The organism is Candidatus Litorirhabdus singularis (assembly GCF_026262625.1).
Taxonomy (GTDB): Bacteria; Pseudomonadota; Gammaproteobacteria; order Pseudomonadales; family Halieaceae; genus Litorirhabdus; species Litorirhabdus singularis.
In genome coordinates, this window is sequence record NZ_SHNN01000002.1 from 295,768 (window position 1) to 313,152 (window position 17,385).

Sequence of the window (17,385 nt, forward strand, 5' to 3'; positions counted from 1 at the left end):
ATTAGTCTGGTTTTGACAGTTGTTCATCGCGCTCAAACCAGCGGCCGAGGACGATCCCTACGACTGCCCACGCGGCTGCTATACACGCACCAACGATAGCTACTGCGGCTAAGCCTAGTCCCAGGCCCTGTGTGAGACCTGTGAATAACCAGGCCATGAGCGTGTCGCCGCCTCTGTAGGCAACGATATCAATCACAGGTTTGGCCTTAAAGCGGGTTTCGCGGTCAACTTTTGTAAAGAGCATTTCGCGCGCTGGCCTGGTAATGGCATAGTTTCCAGCGCGCCTTACTATCTGTAGGCCCACGACCACAGCCATAACAGGTGAGATCGCTATGACTAATAAGCCGACGCAAATCAATAGGGGAACCAGTGCAATAGTCATGGGCATTCCGAATTTGCTCATTATGCGGCCAGTTGCAAATAACCCGGTCGCTATCGACAGAACATTGACGGCCAGATCCATTTGCGCCCAGACGGCCGTTCGCTCCGCGCGAGTTAATTCAGCCAGTAGGTTCTTGAGTTCAAAGTAAATAAACGAACTGATGCCTGTATACAGAAAGATGAACAGGGCGATGCCCAGTAAATAGGGGTTTGAAAAGAACAACCTAAAGCCCGCAAAGGGGTTCCCGCCAATTTTGGCGGCGCTGCTATTTGAAACAAAATCTTCATTGTGTAAATCAGAAGACTTCAGCGATTGTAAATGAAAGATGATCGGTATCGGGAGCAATAGCATGCCGCTGGCGATGAGCATCAAATTATCGGTACCTAGGGATTCCGAGAAGAAGGAAGGTATAGAAGGACCAATCAAACCGCCAACACTCGCACCCGCAGCAATAATGCTAAAGAGCCTTCCAGCCTGCTCCTTGTTGAACAAGTCCGACATAAAACTCCAGAATATTGAAATATGAAACAGACTGAAGACGCTAACCCATACATAAAACGCCTTGTCTATAAGCGTCCGATCAACAACCCCTGACGAAGCTACATAAAAGGCCACAAAGGTGAGGGCGAAGAATGCGTACATAGCGGGCACTAGAAGTTGGAAGCGAAACCGCGAAACCGCTATGCCATATATGGCAACGACAGCGGTACTGATAAAGAAGTTGAGAGTCCATAACCAACTGACCTCTGCATCTGACCAATCACTCGCCATAGCGTCACGCACTGGACGCAGGATGTAGTAAGCAGACATCAAGATGACGACAAACAAAAATGAGCTCAGGGTAGCATTGAGCTCCCGCGGTTCTATCTTCGAGGTCATTTTTAGAAATTTGCTAATAGGGTTGTTGCTTATCTCAGGCACAGAGATCTCCACTAGTTAATTGGACGACGAGCCTGTGCACTATAGTTTCATGATTAGTTCGCCGCCCGTTGCGTAAGGCGTGAACGTGTCCAGCAGAGCGGGTGGCGTGATTGATGCCGAGATAGCTGCTCATGGTGTTCCCCTGAGAATAGTTTGGAGTGCGATGCGCATTATTCCTATATATTTCACGGCTATAAATAGGTGAAAATGGGGTACATTATTGTCTAAACGACAATAATGTACCGACAAGCTCAGGAGCCAGCAACGTCATGGATCAATTGAGAGCACTGCGCTACTTCTCTAAGGTGGTTGAAACCGGGAGCTTTACACGGGCGGCGGAGGCCTTTTCAGTGCCCCCGTCTTCTCTGTCCAGGCGTATTGCCGACCTTGAGAAGAGCCTGGGTGCCAATCTACTGAAGCGCAGCACCCGGGTGGTTCAGGTTACAGAGATCGGACAAGTCTATTACCGGCAGGTGCAGGGCATCTTGTTTCAACTGGAGCAAAGTGATGAGACTGTGCGCAGTTATCAGGCCAACCCAACGGGCCAATTGCGTATCAGTTCCCTGGCGGGCTTTGGAGAGCGTTTGTTACTTCCGCTACTGAATGAATTTAAGGTGCTGTACCCCGACATCATTCTAGACGTTAACCTCAGCGATGAGCTGTCGACGCTGGGGAGCGATGATGTAGACGTCGCGATACGCGGGGGATATGCGCCCAATGAGTGGGTGCAAGCGGTTCGCTTAATGAATAACGAATTTATTCCAGTAGCGGCACCTGAATACTTGAAGAAGATGGGCACCCCAAAAAATGCCTTCGAGCTGAGGCAACACAAGGGACTATATTTCCGAACCCCAGCGGGGCCGAATCCCTGGTTGTGTGAAATTGAAGGGGAGTGGCATGACGTATCCGCGCCAGCGGTGGCGGTATCAAATAGCAGCAAGTGGCTGGGCGAGCAAGCAGTTGCCGGACTCGGAATCATGATGGCTCCGCGCTGGTCGCTGGCCGATTACCTGGATAGTGGTGAGCTAGAGCAGCTATTCTTCGATCCCGCGCTGAGCGTGAGTCAGAATCCTGATATGGCGATTTATCTTTTATATCAGAAACAGCGCTACCTCGTTCCCAAGGTTAAGGCCGTGGTAGATTTTCTGGTAGCCCGTATTAAGAACGTTTAGATAGCGCACCTTCGGGTCGCTCAGGGCGATGGGGCATCAACAGACGTAGGCAGTACTATCTGGCAACTATCCGGATTGTTTTTAGCCGAGCGTTAGGCGCACGCTAGCTGCTGCGTCTTAATGTGAAACTGGGAAGCTCACCAAACAGACGATGGTAATCAAGAGCGAACTGACTCATATGCCAGTAGCCCCGCATCGCCGCTAGCTGGCTAACGCTAGACTTCTGCGGGACGGCAGCCCAGCATACGCATCGCTTTTAAATACTGCTTGGGCGAGACGCCCAGATGCTTTCTAAAAGACAGCTCGAGCGTTCGTTCTCCAGCGCCCAAAGCATCACAAAGAAGCTGCGTTGCCTGACCCGCTCTGGCTTCAGCAAGGCGCATATGGTCTGTCCCTGCTTTTGGAATTCAGCCATAATGTAACGAGTCTTCGCCGCTGAGTACATCGCTTATGTTGCAATCTATGTCCAACGGATACCGGGTTACGCTGGCTGTCATCCCAATGCCTGGTGTCTTGACGCTACTGGTATTGGTGTTGCTGTTGGGCAGCCCTAAGGGCTTAGCGGTGGAAGTCCTCTCGATTCATGAATTGGCGTCTCATTGTGAACGACTTGAAGCCGAGCCAATGAGCGCTGATGGTCAGTACTGTGTGCGCTATATTCAAGGCTTTATTGATGGCGCGGTCGCCACCGATGCGCGCGTGATGATGAATGTAGAGGGAGCGCAGGAGACCGAAGAGACGTTTTCAGATCGAGCCAAGCGTACCCGTGTTCCCAACAATGCGGATCGTTTCCGAGCCGCCCGGCTCGCCGGTTTCTGTTTGGGTGACCCCTTGCCCTTGCGTAACGTAGTAGGCGCAATAGTAGCGGATCTGGCGAAACTTGATCACGGTACGGCGGCAGATACTCCAGCGCGGGAAGCTGTATATAAGTCGCTGATGGAGCACTATCCTTGTCCAGCTTAAGTTCTGCACCGGTTGCAGCTGGCGCGGTTTGGTTGACGGTATAGAGCACTCATAAAAATAATACTATTGTAGCGGGAGTTACCATGACACAACTGAGTGATCAGCAGGCAAAAGCCTACTGGCGTCGTAATTTGGGGTTGGCCGCTCGTTTGCTGGTGATCTGGTTTATTGTCAGCTTTGGTTTTGGCATTCTACTGGTTGAGGAGTTGAATCAGTTTCGCCTTGGCGGCTATAAGTTAGGATTTTGGTTTGCCCAGCAAGGCTCGATCTACGTTTTTGTCGTATTGATTTTCTATTACTCTCACAAAATGACCAAGCTCGATCGTGAGTTTGGTATCGAAGAAGACTAGGCGTTCGTTATGGATTTACGGACCCTCAGCTATCTTGTAGTGGGAGCTACTTTTGCGCTTTACATAGCTATCGCTTTTTGGACCCGCGCCACTTCGACAAAGGATTTCTACGTGGCCGGTGGTGGGGTGCACCCCATCGCCAATGGCATGGCTACTGCTGCTGACTGGATGTCAGCAGCCTCGTTCATCTCTATGGCCGGAATGATCGCCTTTATGGGTTATGGCGGCTCTGTGTTCCTGATGGGCTGGACAGGAGGGTATGTGATTCTGGCCATGCTATTGGCGCCGTACCTGCGCAAATACGGCAAATTCACCGTCCCAGAGTTCATTGGCGATCGCTTTTACTCCAAGACTGCTCGTGGCGTTGCCGTGATCTGTTTGATCATTTGCTCTGTCACTTATGTGATAGGCCAGATGAAAGGTGTGGGCGTTGCGTTCTCCAGGTTCCTGGAGGTTGAGTATACAACCGGGCTGCTGGTGGGCATGTGTATCGTTTTCTTCTATGCCGTTATGGGAGGCATGAAGGGGATCACGTATACCCAGATTGCTCAGTACTGCGTGTTAATCATGGCCTACACAATTCCTGCGATCTTCATCAGCTTGCAACTGACCGGTAATCCGCTGCCGCAGTTGGGGTTGGGCAGTACCCTGACCGGTTCTGATGTTTACCTATTGGACCGGCTCGATCAGGTGGTCACCGATCTGGGGTTTCGTGAATACACTACGGATACCAGACTGAGCGGTCTGAACATGTTTGCTTTTACAGCTTCTCTGATGATTGGTACCGCCGGGTTGCCGCACGTCATTATTCGCTTCTTTACGGTTCCCAGAGTTCGTGACGCACGGTCTTCAGCAGGATGGGCGCTGGTTTTTATCGCGATCTTGTATACCACTGCACCTGCAGTAGCGGTTATGGCGCGCCTTAATTTGATCGAAACTATAGAACCCTCGCCGGGCGAGTATCTCGTTTATGAAGAGCGCCCTCAGTGGTTCAAGAACTGGGAGAAAACAGGCTTACTCGCGTTTGAGGATAAAAATAATGACGGCCTGATGTTGTACAACGCGAATCCAGCGGAGAATGAGCTGGTAAAAGTGGATAACGACATAATGGTGCTGGCGAACCCTGAAATCGCGCGCTTACCGAACTGGGTAATTGCTTTGATTGCTGCCGGAGGACTGGCCGCCGCACTGTCTACGGCGGCAGGACTACTTTTGGCCATAGCGTCGGCAATTTCCCATGATTTGCTCAAAGGCATGTTGATGCCCGACATTAGCGAAAAGCGCGAGCTACTAGCCAGTCGTTGCGCTATGGCGGTGGCTATATTGGGGGCGGGATATCTGGGGCTCAACCCACCCGGATTTGCCGCAGGCACAGTTGCGCTGGCCTTCGGACTGGCGGCCTCGTCGCTGTTCCCGGCGTTGATGATGGGAATTTTTTCGGACCGGGTCACTAAAGAGGGAGCCATTTACGGCATGCTCGCTGGCATTGGAGTGACGCTGGCCTATGTGTTTCAGCATAAAGGCATCATGTTCATAGCTGACACAGCATTTCTCGGCAGTCTGCCGCCGAACTGGTTTCTGGGTATTGAACCCAATGCCTTTGGTGTGGTGGGAGCTATGGTCAACTTTACTGTGGCGTTGACGGTGTCTCGCTTCACTGCTGCGCCGCCGCCGGAGGTACAAGACCTGGTCGCCAATATCCGAGTACCCACGGGCGAGCCGGCTCATCACGCTTTATCAAAACGGCGGTAGTCGAGGGTTCGACATCTGCCTGAAATTCACGCCGATAAGTTCATGCCAATAGCAACACGATCACTACGCTGGCAATGATGGTCAGCATGCCCAGCAGCTCGCGTGCTGTTATGCGCTCCTTAAACACAAAGACACTGATGGCCAATGTCAGCAGAAACTCTACCTGTCCCAGCGATTTTACTAGAGCCGGATTGTTGTACGTCATGGCGGTATACCAGCCCACTGAACCCATGGCGCTTGCGGCGCCTATGAATATAGCGATGGGCAGCCTATGCCTTAATTGCAAAAGTTCATCCGGCTGCCGGATTAAGGTATAAAGCAGGCAGATAACCGTTTGCAGGCTAACCATTGCTGCAAGTGTCAGCGCGGCATTTTGCACAAAGCTGTAGGGAAGACTGAGGCTGGCTTCTCGCAGCCATAGTGAGGTGACCGCGAAGCCTGTTCCGGCGAGGATACCGTAGGCGGCGCAGGGCAATTCTGCGGGCTTACCGGGCTGCGGTAGGCTGACGACGAGAGTGCCTGCCACGCCCAGCATTACCGCGATCCAGCCAAAAGGTGAGAGCGAAGCGGCAAAAAATACGGCACCAAACACCGCGGTTTGTAGCGCTTCGGTCTTGGCGAAGCTTGTGCCTACGGCAAAGTTGCGGTAACCGAGTGCCTTGATCAACCACACTGTCGCTAGTATCTGCGCTACGCTGCCCAACGTTGCATAGATTATAAAGGTCGAGTTTTCGCTTAGCTGCGAAACCGCCGCGGCAGTATCTGCTGGTCCTACCAGGCGGAGATAAGCCAGCACAAACGGCAAACCAAACAGGTAGCGAACCAGCGTAGCGGTCATCGGGCTGATATGTGCTGCCAGGGTCTTTTGGGCAGCGGTGCGCACCGCTTGCATGGTAGCAGCGAGCAGGGTGAACCAGATCCAGGCTTCCATCAGCTGTACTCCGAGTTTAAGTCGGTATTGTGCAGCAGTTAATCCTATAAAATAACTGAATAGTTTTTATAAAAACCTATTCCCCGTGGGAATGCAGATCTGCTCAGAGTAGATCGTTCATCGTAAAACCAATCCCGATACGATTCGTTTTAACGTTGTAGTCGATCAAGCTTTCGCCATAGCCGTGAAAATACTGAATATACCAGCGGAAGCGATTATTTAGCGGTAGGGTCCAATCGAGCTGGATGGCACCATTATTGTCGCCCTTGCCGCGCAAATTATTGCGCAACAAGGTGCTGAATTCCTGATCGTGCCATTTGTAGACCATGCGTAAATCGCCGTAACCGTAGTACTTATCCATATCCGGATTATCGTCGTCTTCTTCATCCTCAGGGACGCGGTACCAGGCACGGACGCGGGTAGAGAAATTCTCACGGTCAAAGGTGGCTGCGACAACTATCCGGTTCCAACTGCGCGATAGCAGATTACCGCGGCCGTTAGATTGATGGTTCAAACCCACGCCAAACTTGGTGTTGGTCAGACCCAATACCTGTTGGTCACGGTCCCACACCATCATGATCTGAGGTTCGTAATTGGTTTCACGAAACGGTGCCGAGGCCGAACTATTGTAGACTTGCCACCAGTTTTGCTGCGTATAGGCTGCCCAGAGATCGCCACCCAGCAGCAGGTCTTCCTTTAATCTCGATTTAAAGCTGATCTGGAATTTGGCTTCGATATCATCCATATTCAAGTTGGGTTCTATACTTCTCCAAGGTGTCTCGTTGATAGAGCTGTTGTAGGTTACGGGCAGAATATAGTTGCGATCATGAGGGATTATCACAAAAGGATTGTTGAGCATCGCTTCTTCCTTGGCCAGCCGTTTTGCCATGGCTGACTGGGTCGGTGGCGTTGCAGTGGTCGCAGCCGTATCCAAAGCGGCCGGGACTGTCTCCTCCATCAAGGCTTCTTCAATCTGTAATTCTTCCACTTCGACAGCGTCGTAGCAGGCGAGACGCGCGTTGTCGTCGAAGACATTCTTGCAGGCGGCATAGTGTGGGGCAATATTGTAGGGGTCGTTGTCCGCAGCTGCCGTGAGTGGCAACAGCGCAATAGCTAGCGCCAGCAATCGCGTCTGTAATAGCGATCTTTCAAGCGTAAATGACTTCATAGATTGTCCTGCTAACGGTATTGCTGGTAAATACATCCGGATTTGCCTTGACGCGTTTGTCGGCGTGGCGAGCTAGTGCTTTACACAGGCGACAATGTGAGGCTGGTCTGACTACAATAGTGCTCTATAAAACTTCAGCCAAAAAAGATGGGAATAGTACATGATTAGTCCACAGGATATGTCACTCTCAGGAAAAACAGCGCTGGTAACCGGAGCGGGCAGTGGTATTGGGTTCAGTATTGCTGAAACTCTGCTGCGGTTTGGTGCGCGGGTGATTGTTGTTGAGCGTGATGAAAAGCTGGCTGCAGGCGCCCAGCAGAGATTGGAGACACTGGGGGGAGACGTGCAGGTAGAGGTCGCAGATGTCACCGTGAAGGCACAGATGACGGCGCTAGCTGAACAGGTAGCGGCCACAGGGCGCCTGGATATCCTGATCAATAACGTGGGCGATCATCTGAACTTGATCAAGCCTTTTCTCGACAGTGACGAGGATGAGTGGGATGCGCTTTTTGACATTAATCTCAAACAGATACTCCGCATGGTTCACCTGTTTGCGCCGATTATGCGTGACGCAGGTAACGGCGGCAGCATCGTCAATATTTCATCCATCGAGGGCTTTCGTGCGATTCCGACTTGTGCGACTTATGGTGCAATGAAGACAGCCATCTCAGGTTTTGTGCGGAGTATGGCCATCGAACTGGCGCCCTACCACATTCGCATCAATGCAGTAGCACCGGAAACAACCCAGACGGCGCAGGTTGATCCGCGACAATTCACGAAACCCGAACACCTCGCCCAGTGGGATATCTGGAATCCGCTGGGGCGCTGGGGGCAGCCCGATGACACGGCTGGTGCCGTGTTGTTTCTAGCCAGTCCACTGTCTAGCTGGGTCACGGGCACTACGGTTCATGTCGATGGTGGGGCGCTGGCAGCCGGCGGCTGGTATCGTATGCCCGGTGAGCAGCAGCATTGGACGTTGGCCCCGGTTATTGCAGAGTCCGGCTTTATTTTTTGAGTGACACTGCCGCCAGTCGGCGTTATCGATTAGATCTGAAGGGAGTATGCGCTTGAGTAAGATAAGAGTGGAAAAAGCGGGCAGAGTGACGACGGTTATCATTGACCGACCAGAAGTGCGCAATGCGGTAGATGCGGAAACCGCTGCGTTGTTGTCCCGTGCGTTTCGCGATTTTGATGCCGACCCCAAGGCAGATGTTGCCGTACTCTATGGCGAGCATGGTTTTTTCTGCGCCGGCGCTGACTTAAAAGCGGTCGCCAGCCAGGACAGTGCCAACAAGCTCAGCCGCAGTGGCGATGGACCCATGGGCCCCAGTCGTATGCAACTCACTAAACCGGTTATTGCCGCGGTTGCTGGCCCCGCAGTCGCCGGCGGACTGGAACTAGCGCTGTGGTGCGACCTGAGGGTAGTGGAGACCACTGCCGTATTTGGTGTGTATTGTCGACGCTGGGGTGTGCCGTTGATTGATGGAGGCACTGTACGCTTGCCCCGGCTGATTGGTCATAGCCGCGCTATGGATATGATTCTTACGGGCCGCGCAGTAGCCGCAGAGGAGGCGCTGGTGATGGGGCTGGCGAATCGTGTGGTGGATCCCGGAACAGCTCGCGCAGAAGCTGAAAAACTCGCTCTGCAAATCAGCGCCTTCCCGCAGGCTTGCATGCGCAGTGACCGCAGAAGCGCTCATGAACAGTGGGACATGAGTTTCGATAAAGCCATCGTTAACGAATATGACTACGGTTATGAAGTGGTAAAGTCGGGTGAAACACTCAGTGGCGCCACTCGCTTTGCCGAGGGCGCGGGGAGGCATGGTTCCTTTGAAGAGTGATGGGGTGACCGGCCTGTGATTGCACGTTCACCGCTGATTGGGGCAGCGGAACTGTGCTCGAAGTTGGGGGAAGTGGTAGTTGTAGACTGCCGTTTCTCGTTGGCGGAGCCTGACCTGGGTGTGGCGCACTATACAACTGAGCACATAGTGGGCGCGCACTATTGTCATTTGGAGCATGATTTATCAGCACCTGTTGCCGGCGGCGCTGCCATTAATAGAGGCCGTCATCCGTTGCCTGAAGCTGCCACATTCTGCGGCGTTATGGCTGCGCTCGGCATAGGCAGAGATACACCGGTGGTGGCCTACGATGATTCTGGATTGGCCTTCGCCAGTCGACTCTGGTGGATGTTGAATGCACTGGGTTACACACAAGTCCAGGTGTTGGATGGCGGTTGGAGCGCCTGGCAGGAATTGGGCCTGGCAACAACCGCCGTCAAACCGGAGATTCGACCCGTAACGGCTCACAGCGCCGTGAAATATGCTGGTATCGTAGAGTTTCCTGAACTCAGCGACCTGCAAGCGGCAGGTGCGCGGTTGATTGATGCCCGTGAGCCTGCTCGTTACCGCGGTGAGTTGGAGCCGATAGATCCGGTCGCTGGGCATATACCCGGGGCGGTTAACTACCCCTGGCAAGAGGCAACCGATGCAACCGGAAGAGCGCTTCCTATTGCGGAGCAGCGCGAGCGCTGGCAGCAACTAGAAGCCAGTGAAAAACTGATTGTGTATTGCGGCTCTGGCGTTACCGCCTGCGTCAATATTCTGTCTCTTGTGCTGGCCGGACGTGATGATGCGTTACTCTATCCCGGCAGCTGGAGTGATTGGTGCGCGCGGTTGCCTAACGGCTAAATACCAGTCTAGTCAGGCCGGCAGTGCACTCAATGTCTGCCGCAATGGCGGTACTGAGGAAAGCACGCTGAACGCATCATGCCGCACGTGGTTCTGTGCCATCTCATGTTTAACCATTGCTTCACTGACTTCGCCTTTTTCCAGACACTCTTGCAACAGGCCGAAAAACAGGTTTTCCTGATTGCTGTCTGGGTGCGATTTGTACTTGCCCAGCAGTGCATAATCGCCAAACAGCTTGCGGCGCAGGTGCATTATCCAGCCCAAAGGCGGAAACCATTTTGATTTGTCAGCCGGTACAAAGTCTATTGGCAAACCCGCTTTCCAGGGTTGAGTCCAGCGCTTGGTGGTATGCAGCATCTTGGTTTGCTGATTGAGTACGTCGAGATCATTCCAGTTTTTTTCCAGTAGTCCGATGGTATCGCGGGCTTCATATTCCAGCGTGATCCACTTTTTGTAATCGCGCTTGCTCTCGAACATTTCGTTGAACTGCGTTTCGGCATCCCAGTGGCGCAGTTTGGCGCAATCCAACAGCATCACGCTGCTGGCCATGGGTCCATTGGTATCGTTGCTGATACGGCTGCGCGGGCGGCACAGAATTGCTTTGCCGCCCATGTCGCGATTCAGCAGTTCCCATACATCGCTTACCGCGAAAACGTCGGGGTCAATAATCAATGCGCGGCCTTCAAAACCCATTAACTTAGGTGGCATAAAGCGCAACGGGGTAAAGGATTGCAGGTCGTCAATCAGCCATTCACGCATAACGCCGTTACGCAGGAATTCCTGACCTTCCCGAGCCTCAAGGAAAGGGTGGTCGCGGGTATCGATAAAGCGGACGTCGAATTTGTCATTGTTAGCGGAAAAATGACGCAGTGCGCGCTCGCCCACATGGGCGCCAAGAATCTGCTTGTGATTCACGTGAATAAATACGCAAGGTTTATTGGCCATGTGTACTCCTCGAATAAATGCTATCTAAATCATAGGCTTATAATTTTAGCCTATGTCTGTTTCGGTTGCGGATAGTTTATATAGATTGTCGTAGCGCAGGTGAAGTGAATTAGTACCAAAGCGAAATATTGCCGCGCTAAAACTGCCTTGGATCATTGGGCCGGTTGGCTGTGCCCTGAGCGTCAGTTCAAAACTGTTGTGGACTCTCGCCTTCAAGCCAAACTCCGGTTGCAGGATGTTCAAACCCTAATGTGGCTGCATGGAGCATTAACCGCGGCGCCATGGCTAACGCATCAGCGTGAGCGTACATATCACAGCCAAGAATAGGGTGGTCAATTTCCGCCAGGTGAATACGCAGCTGATGTGAGCGCCCGGTCACCGGCTTTAGCAACAGCCGGGTGCAGTTGGCGGCGGTATCGCGCTCTATCACCTCGTAACGCGTCAGCGCGTTTTTACCCCGTTCAGCGCAGATTTTTTGCCGAGGTCGGTTGCTCCAGTCGGGTGCGATAGGCAAGGTGATTTCACCACTGTCTTGGGCTAACAGTCCGAAGACGATGGCCTGGTAGGTTTTTTCAACCCGGCGTTCCTGAAACTGGCGGCTGATATGACTGTGCACGGCTTTAGTTAGCGGCACTACCATAATACCGGAGGTGTCCAGATCAAGTCGGTGCACAACGCTGGCACTGGGGAAGTCAACGCGGATACGGCTGATCATGCAGTCCTGGTTGAGCGGGTGGCGCCCAGGAATGCTTAGTAGCAGGTCAGGTTTCTCAATGAGCAGCAGGTGTTCATCCTGATACAGAATGTTCACTGGCCGATCGCAGGGCGGTACTATATAGATCTCTTGCATAGGGCGGGAACTGTAACCACTTGGCTGAGAAAGTAAACCATCACGTACAACTACTGGAGGACCGGTTGGCAGCCCACATACCCGGCGCGAGGGTAGTGCCCACGGCTTTGCCGCAGTGTCCTGAACTCTCACTGTATCTGCTTAACGCTGACTACCCGCAGCATCAACTCGATGCCCAGGCCATGCAGGGGATATTGAATTATCCGGCCTACTGGGCGTTTTGCTGGGCCAGTGGTCAAGTACTGGCACGCTACCTACTTGACCATCCAGTGCTAGTGTCGGGTAAGACTGTGTTGGATTTTGGCTGCGGCTCCGGTGTCGCTGCATTGGCGGCGCGACTCGCCGGTGCTGCGCGTGTCATTGCGTGCGACATCGACCCGGATGCACGTTTAGCAACGCGCTGTAATGCGAGACTGAATCATCTGGAGGTTGAGGTGTGCGGAGATTTTTCCACCGTCACAGCGCGAGCTGACCTAATTCTGGCGGCAGACGTACTCTATGATCGTGAAAATCTAATTTGGCTCGAGCGTTTCTTACGGCGGTCGCCGCGGGTGCTGGTCGCTGACTCCCGGGTCCGCAACTTCGATTATGCGGGCTACCGGAGCGTGGCGCAGGTTAGCAGCGGCACGATACCAGATTTGGAGGAGTCGGCTGAATTTGCCAGGGTTTCTCTGTATGAGGGACAGGCGGACTAATTGCCAAGCGCCCGCTGGTAAGCAGCGATGGCGGCGGGCATGCCCATACGAATAGAATCAACCGTGAGTGCATGGCCAATCGAGACTTCGAGCAGGCCGGGTATGGTGGCGAAGCGCGGCAGGTTGTTCAAATCAAGGTCATGCCCGGCGTTAACGCCCAGCCCCAGTTCGGTAGCCTGCTGCGTGGCGTCATGATAGCTGTGCCAGCTGGCATCTACACCAGCACCAGCCTTACAGGCATCTGCGTAGGGTTCGGTATACAGCTCGATACGGTCGGTCCCTATCTGCGCCGCCAGTTCAATCTGGTGCGCAACAGGGTCCATGAATAGGCTGACCCGTACGCCCATAGCTTGTAGCTGCTGAATGATCGGCGCCAGAATGTCCCCATCACGGGTCAGATCAAAGCCATGGTCGGAGGTCAATTGTTCATCACCATCGGGTACCAGTGTGCACTGGGCTGGCCTGATCGTCTCAACCAGCTCTATAAATCCCGGATAGTCACTAACACCTGGCCTGGAGCTGACTCTGGCGTCGGCAAAGGGGTTGCCCTCTATGTTGAATTCTACATCTGCATAGTCCGAACCAGCCAACAGTGTGGCTAGGTCGAAGCAATCGCTAGCGCGAATGTGGCGCTGATCGGGCCGCGGATGCACAGTAATACCATCGGCTCCAGCTTCCAGTGCCATACGCGCGTGCTCCGGTAAGTCTGGGTTGCTGGTATCCCTGGAATTACGGATCAGGGCGATCTTATTGAGATTGACGCTGAGGGCTATCATTCGCTGGCAACAAGTTCCATCGAGAGAATTTTTATCGGCTGCAGCGGTACGTTTTGGTGACCCATGAAATTACCTGTGGGTTCGATGGCAATTGCATCTACCGTAGACATCCCATCAAGGACCTCGCCGAAGACGGTATAGCCCGCCTTGCCCGGCGTCCAATCAAGGCGCAGGTTGGTGCGTACATTGATGAAAAATTGGCTGGTCGCGCTATCGGGGTCATTCGTTCTGGCCATAGCCAAAGTGCCACGTTCATTATGCAAGCGGTTCTTGGCCTCGTTGACGATAGGGTCTAGCGTGGGTTTTTCCTGCATGCGCTCATTAAAGCCCCCCGTTTGAATCATGAAGCGGGGTATGACTCGATGAAAGATGGTGCCGACATAAAAGTCCTGCTCTACATAGGCCAGGAAATTAGCAACCGAAATAGGTGCCTTTTCTGCAAACAGGCGGATAGTGACGTCACCATGGGTGGTACGCATGATGACTTCAGGGTCTTTGGCCCAGACAGCGGGAGTCAGTGCGATTATCAGGCAAAGTGCTAGTAGTTTTTTCATTGAGCCTCCTCGGCTAGTTGTGGGCTCAGGCCCAGCTGGAGCTGGATTTTCGGCGTGGCCTCAGGCGTGGCACGACCAGCGTAATAATGACGCCTAGCAATACTGCCAGAGCGCCATTGATAAAGGCTTCGCCGTCGGCGCTGTCCAGCAACCGCTGGTTATCAGCCTCGAGTACTTGAATACGCGAGTTTAGTACTTCCGCTCCTTGAACCAGCTCCCGGTTCTGGCTATCAATGGCAATCGCATTGGCCGACAGGCGTTTGATCTCAGTCAGTTCACTGGTGGTTTGCGCCAGCGTCTCTTCGCGTTCGGCCAGCATGGCGCTAGTCTCGGCAAATTGTCGCTGCAATTCACCGCCGGTGCTTTCGATAGTCTCCACTTGCGCTTGCAGGCGGTCACGCGTGGCTTGCAACGCCTTAAGCTGCTGTCGTGCCGGGACTTCTTGCATCAGGTATTGAGTGCGAATCCAGCCCTCGGTACCGCGCTCTGTGGTGATACGACTGTATTCGTCTTGCACTTCTTCTACCACCAGTTTGGTACCACTGGGTATGCCGCGATGGACGATACGGTTCTGATTACTGGGACCGCTGCGCAGGGGCACAAATTGCTGGTCAGTGACATATTGCGTGTCCTGTGCCAGTGCTGATAGAGGTGTCATTCCGGCGATGGCTAGCAGCGCTAAAAGAGTGGTCTTGGGCATTAAATTCACGATAAATCCTTGCTGATAACAGGGCTCAGGGTAAAACTATTTTATAGGGTTTAACGACAACAGACGCATACACGCCGGCCGCTAGATAGGGGTCTGCATCGGCCCAGCTGCGGGCGTCATCGAGGCTCGCAAACTCGGCTATAACCAGGCTCCCGCTGAAACCCGCGGGCCCCGGGTCCTCGGCATCGATAGCCGGATTAGGTCCAGCCGCAAACAGCCGTCCTTGCTCCTTTAGATCGACCAGGCGCTCCAGGTGGGCAGGACGTGTCTGCTGGCGCAGCTCGCTACTGTCGGCCACGTCTTCACTGATAATTGCGTAATACATCGAGATATTCCAGATTACAGGGGTTTATCGGCTTCCGCGTCTACTGTTTCATTGCTCAGATGCGGTGCTACCATCAGTGCAGTGATTAGTGTCAGCAGCAAAGTGAAGCCTATCGCAGAGTACAGTTTATAGCTGACCCAGAATTCTTCGCCCATTTCATAGGCCACAATGATATTAAGGGTGCCGACCACCGTAAAGTTGGCTATCCAGAGCCATAGCAAGCGAGTCCAGATCGGTTTGGGCAGCTCAATCTGACCGCCCAGCGTGCGCTCCATCAAATTGCGTTCGCCGATGAAATGACTGCCAGCAAATACCAGCGCCAGCGCCCAGTTGAATACGGTGGGTTTCCAGAAGATAAACGTTTGGTCTCTGAAAATCAGAGTAGCGCCACCAAACACACTGACCGCGGCCAACATCCAGAGCAGGCGTTTTTCCAGTTTACGGGTAATGACCCAGGTCAACAGCACTTGCAAAAAAGTGGCGCAGATAAGGACAGCTGTGGCTGAAAAAATGCCGTCCAGCGTATGGTTCCAGGATCCCAGTACCAGTTCGGTGCCTTTCATCTGATACGTGATGAAAAACAGGACTAGAGGGACGAGTTCGGCGATCTGCTTCATAAATAATTGAAATCTCTTACTGGTACACAACGGGGACAGTCAGCATAATGCGGCCATGATAATTGATTTTCATTGCCATAGTAATGCCTCTGACGGCGCCCTCAGCCCGCTGGAGCTGTGGGAGGCTGCCGCTGACGCTGGTGTAGAGCAGTTTGCGGTCACGGATCACGATACTCTGGCAGGCTATTTACAGTTGCGGGAGCAGGCGCCAGCAAGCTCTATGCAGTTGCGCTCAGGTGCGGAGTTGTCCTGCGTTTGGAGTAAAACCACGGTGCATATAGTGGGGCTCGACTTTGACGCTGAGCACGCGGCCATGCAGGAGGCGATGCAGTTGTTACAGCAGGCGCGTGTGAGCCGGGCTGAGGCGATAGCAGAACGCTTGCAGAAATGCGGATTTAGCGGCGCCCTGGAAGGTGCTCAGCGACACGCGGGTTCCAGTCAACTGGGCCGGCCACACTTTGCTGCCTGGATGGTCGAGCAGGGTCACAGTAAGGATATGGGCAGTGCTTTTGACAAATATCTGGGTGCTGGCAAGGTCGGTGATGTGAAAGCGTTCTGGCCCAATCTGGAGCAAGCGGTGCAGTGGATAGTGGCGGCTGGAGGAGTGGCGATTTTGGCGCATCCACTCAAGTATCGGTTTACCAATATGAAGCTGCGGCGACTGCTGGAGGCATTCTGTGCCAGCGGAGGCAGTGCCATTGAGGTGTATAGCGGCCGACAAAGTGAAGACCGTACCCGTTATCTGGGTAAACTCGCGACAGATTTTGAACTACTGATGTCCGCTGGCAGTGACTTTCACCGGACGTTTGAGTATGGTCCGCGACTGGGCGTCGATGTGGAGCGCCTGCCCCCCGGCATTGGCCTCTGGAGTCAGGCATGAGTCAGTTTTTTCAGGTGCACCCCGATAATCCGCAGGCGCGGCTTATTCGCCAAGCGGCAGATATTGTGCGCTCCGGTGGTGTGGTGGTTTATCCGACAGATTCGGCCTATGCGCTGGGTTGCCAGATTGGTGACAAAAACGCTTTGGACCGTATTCGTGCCATCCGCAAATTGGATGCCAAACACAATTTCACCCTGGTCTGCCGCGATCTTTCCGAGCTGGCAGCTTACGCCAAGGTCGATAACAGCGCTTATCGACTGCTTAAACACCATACGCCGGATGCGTTTACGTTCATTTTGGAGGCGACGTCTGAGGTGCCGCGGCGCTTGAAGCACCCGAAACGCAAGACCATTGGCCTGCGCGTGCCGGACAACCGCATCTCACTGGCTCTGCTAGAAGACTTGAATGAACCGTTGATGAGCGTAACCCTGATTATGCCCGGCGATGAATATCCGATGATTGATCCCTACGAAATTCGCCAGACCCTCGAGCATGAGGTCGACCTGGTTATAGACGGAGGTTACTGTGGAATGGAGCCGACAACGGTGATTGACATGTCGCAGTCGACGCCTGAATTATTGCGTCAGGGCAAGGGTGATGCGACAGCCTTTCTTGCTGGCTAGCGGGTCGACTGCAGGGTTATAATGCGCATTCTATTGCCAGTCGGCCACAACATTGAATAATCAGGATTCCGCAAACGAAGGGCAG

The 17,385-nt window shown here is 53.5% G+C and carries 20 protein-coding genes; 10 read left to right on the forward strand and 10 right to left on the reverse strand.

Translation table 11 applies throughout. The annotated features are described in order from the left end of the window. Nucleotide 1: 1 nt before the first annotated feature. A complete protein-coding gene (locus tag EYC98_RS09705) occupies nt 2-1,261 on the reverse strand; it encodes an NTP/NDP exchange transporter (protein WP_279246062.1) in 1,260 nt (419 codons plus the stop codon). Nucleotides 1,262-1,572: 311 nt separating this feature from the next. Here EYC98_RS09705 and EYC98_RS09710 point away from each other — a divergent pair, with 311 nt between their 5' ends. From EYC98_RS09710 to EYC98_RS09725, 4 genes are all read left to right on the forward strand, one after another. Beyond that, on the forward strand, nt 1,573-2,475 hold the full coding sequence (locus EYC98_RS09710; RefSeq protein ID WP_279245151.1) for a LysR family transcriptional regulator: 903 nt from the start codon (nt 1,573-1,575) through the stop codon (nt 2,473-2,475). A gap of 450 nt (nt 2,476-2,925) precedes the next feature. Further along, a complete protein-coding gene (locus EYC98_RS09715; protein ID WP_279245152.1) occupies nt 2,926-3,438 on the forward strand; it encodes a Rap1a/Tai family immunity protein in 513 nt (170 codons plus the stop codon). A gap of 83 nt (nt 3,439-3,521) precedes the next feature. After that, nucleotides 3,522-3,788: a DUF4212 domain-containing protein gene (locus EYC98_RS09720; RefSeq protein ID WP_279245153.1), complete on the forward strand. Its 267-nt coding sequence runs from the start codon at nt 3,522-3,524 to the stop codon at nt 3,786-3,788. Between the two features lie 9 nt (nt 3,789-3,797). Beyond that, nucleotides 3,798-5,540, forward strand: coding sequence for a sodium:solute symporter family protein (locus EYC98_RS09725; protein WP_279245154.1), 1,743 nt, complete (start codon nt 3,798-3,800; stop codon nt 5,538-5,540). Nucleotides 5,541-5,580: 40 nt separating this feature from the next. Here EYC98_RS09725 and EYC98_RS09730 read toward each other — a convergent pair whose 3' ends face one another. Then, complete coding sequence (locus EYC98_RS09730) at nt 5,581-6,471, reverse strand: DMT family transporter (protein ID WP_279245155.1); 891 nt, start codon at nt 6,469-6,471, stop codon at nt 5,581-5,583. Nucleotides 6,472-6,574: 103 nt separating this feature from the next. Further along, the gene (locus EYC98_RS09735; RefSeq protein ID WP_279245156.1) at nt 6,575-7,639 is read right to left on the reverse strand and encodes a phospholipase A; all 1,065 of its coding nucleotides are present in this window, start codon (nt 7,637-7,639) and stop codon (nt 6,575-6,577) included. A 160-nt stretch (nt 7,640-7,799) separates the two neighbouring features. Between EYC98_RS09735 and EYC98_RS09740 the strand changes: the two genes are divergently transcribed. From EYC98_RS09740 to EYC98_RS09750, 3 genes are read left to right on the forward strand one after another with little or no spacing between them, the layout of a single operon-like run. Then, nucleotides 7,800-8,654, forward strand: coding sequence for an SDR family NAD(P)-dependent oxidoreductase (locus tag EYC98_RS09740; RefSeq protein WP_279245157.1), 855 nt, complete (start codon nt 7,800-7,802; stop codon nt 8,652-8,654). A 52-nt stretch (nt 8,655-8,706) separates the two neighbouring features. Next, a complete protein-coding gene (locus tag EYC98_RS09745) occupies nt 8,707-9,480 on the forward strand; it encodes a crotonase/enoyl-CoA hydratase family protein (RefSeq protein ID WP_279245158.1) in 774 nt (257 codons plus the stop codon). A 15-nt stretch (nt 9,481-9,495) separates the two neighbouring features. After that, entirely contained in the window at nt 9,496-10,326 is an 831-nt protein-coding gene (locus tag EYC98_RS09750) for a sulfurtransferase (RefSeq protein WP_279245159.1), read from the forward strand. Nucleotides 10,327-10,338: 12 nt separating this feature from the next. On the opposite strand, the gene EYC98_RS09755 is transcribed toward EYC98_RS09750, so the two are convergent. Continuing rightward, nucleotides 10,339-11,271 carry a hypothetical protein gene (locus EYC98_RS09755; RefSeq protein ID WP_279245160.1) on the reverse strand — a complete coding sequence of 311 codons (933 nt, stop codon included), beginning with the start codon at nt 11,269-11,271 and terminating at the stop codon, nt 10,339-10,341. 187 nt (nt 11,272-11,458) lie between these two features. After that, nucleotides 11,459-12,121: a pseudouridine synthase gene (locus EYC98_RS09760; RefSeq protein ID WP_279245161.1), complete on the reverse strand. Its 663-nt coding sequence runs from the start codon at nt 12,119-12,121 to the stop codon at nt 11,459-11,461. Between the two features lie 20 nt (nt 12,122-12,141). Between EYC98_RS09760 and EYC98_RS09765 the strand changes: the two genes are divergently transcribed. After that, nucleotides 12,142-12,816 carry a class I SAM-dependent methyltransferase gene (locus EYC98_RS09765; protein ID WP_279245162.1) on the forward strand — a complete coding sequence of 225 codons (675 nt, stop codon included), beginning with the start codon at nt 12,142-12,144 and terminating at the stop codon, nt 12,814-12,816. Here the strand turns inward: EYC98_RS09765 and EYC98_RS09770 are convergent. Genes EYC98_RS09770 through EYC98_RS09790 form a run of 5 tightly spaced genes read right to left on the reverse strand, consistent with a single transcriptional unit; the run spans nt 12,813 to nt 15,797 of the window. Then, the gene (locus EYC98_RS09770) at nt 12,813-13,592 is read right to left on the reverse strand and encodes a pyridoxine 5'-phosphate synthase (RefSeq protein WP_279245163.1); all 780 of its coding nucleotides are present in this window, start codon (nt 13,590-13,592) and stop codon (nt 12,813-12,815) included. The genes EYC98_RS09765 and EYC98_RS09770 overlap by 4 nt on opposite strands. After that, a complete protein-coding gene (locus tag EYC98_RS09775; RefSeq protein ID WP_279245164.1) occupies nt 13,589-14,146 on the reverse strand; it encodes a peptidylprolyl isomerase in 558 nt (185 codons plus the stop codon). Before EYC98_RS09775 ends, EYC98_RS09770 begins: the two co-directional genes overlap by 4 nt. A 25-nt stretch (nt 14,147-14,171) precedes the next feature. Beyond that, nucleotides 14,172-14,846, reverse strand: coding sequence for a TIGR04211 family SH3 domain-containing protein (locus EYC98_RS09780; RefSeq protein ID WP_279246063.1), 675 nt, complete (start codon nt 14,844-14,846; stop codon nt 14,172-14,174). Nucleotides 14,847-14,880: 34 nt separating this feature from the next. Beyond that, nucleotides 14,881-15,180, reverse strand: coding sequence for a YciI family protein (locus EYC98_RS09785; RefSeq protein ID WP_279245165.1), 300 nt, complete (start codon nt 15,178-15,180; stop codon nt 14,881-14,883). A gap of 14 nt (nt 15,181-15,194) precedes the next feature. Then, nucleotides 15,195-15,797 carry an inner membrane-spanning protein YciB gene (locus tag EYC98_RS09790; RefSeq protein WP_279245166.1) on the reverse strand — a complete coding sequence of 201 codons (603 nt, stop codon included), beginning with the start codon at nt 15,795-15,797 and terminating at the stop codon, nt 15,195-15,197. A 55-nt stretch (nt 15,798-15,852) separates the two neighbouring features. Here EYC98_RS09790 and EYC98_RS09795 point away from each other — a divergent pair, with 55 nt between their 5' ends. Together EYC98_RS09795 and EYC98_RS09800 are read left to right on the forward strand one after the other, a co-directional pair. Continuing rightward, on the forward strand, nt 15,853-16,677 hold the full coding sequence (locus EYC98_RS09795) for a PHP domain-containing protein (RefSeq protein ID WP_279245167.1): 825 nt from the start codon (nt 15,853-15,855) through the stop codon (nt 16,675-16,677). Then, nucleotides 16,674-17,300 carry an L-threonylcarbamoyladenylate synthase gene (locus EYC98_RS09800; RefSeq protein ID WP_279245168.1) on the forward strand — a complete coding sequence of 209 codons (627 nt, stop codon included), beginning with the start codon at nt 16,674-16,676 and terminating at the stop codon, nt 17,298-17,300. The genes EYC98_RS09795 and EYC98_RS09800 overlap by 4 nt, the downstream gene beginning before the upstream one ends. Nucleotides 17,301-17,385: the final 85 nt, after the last annotated feature.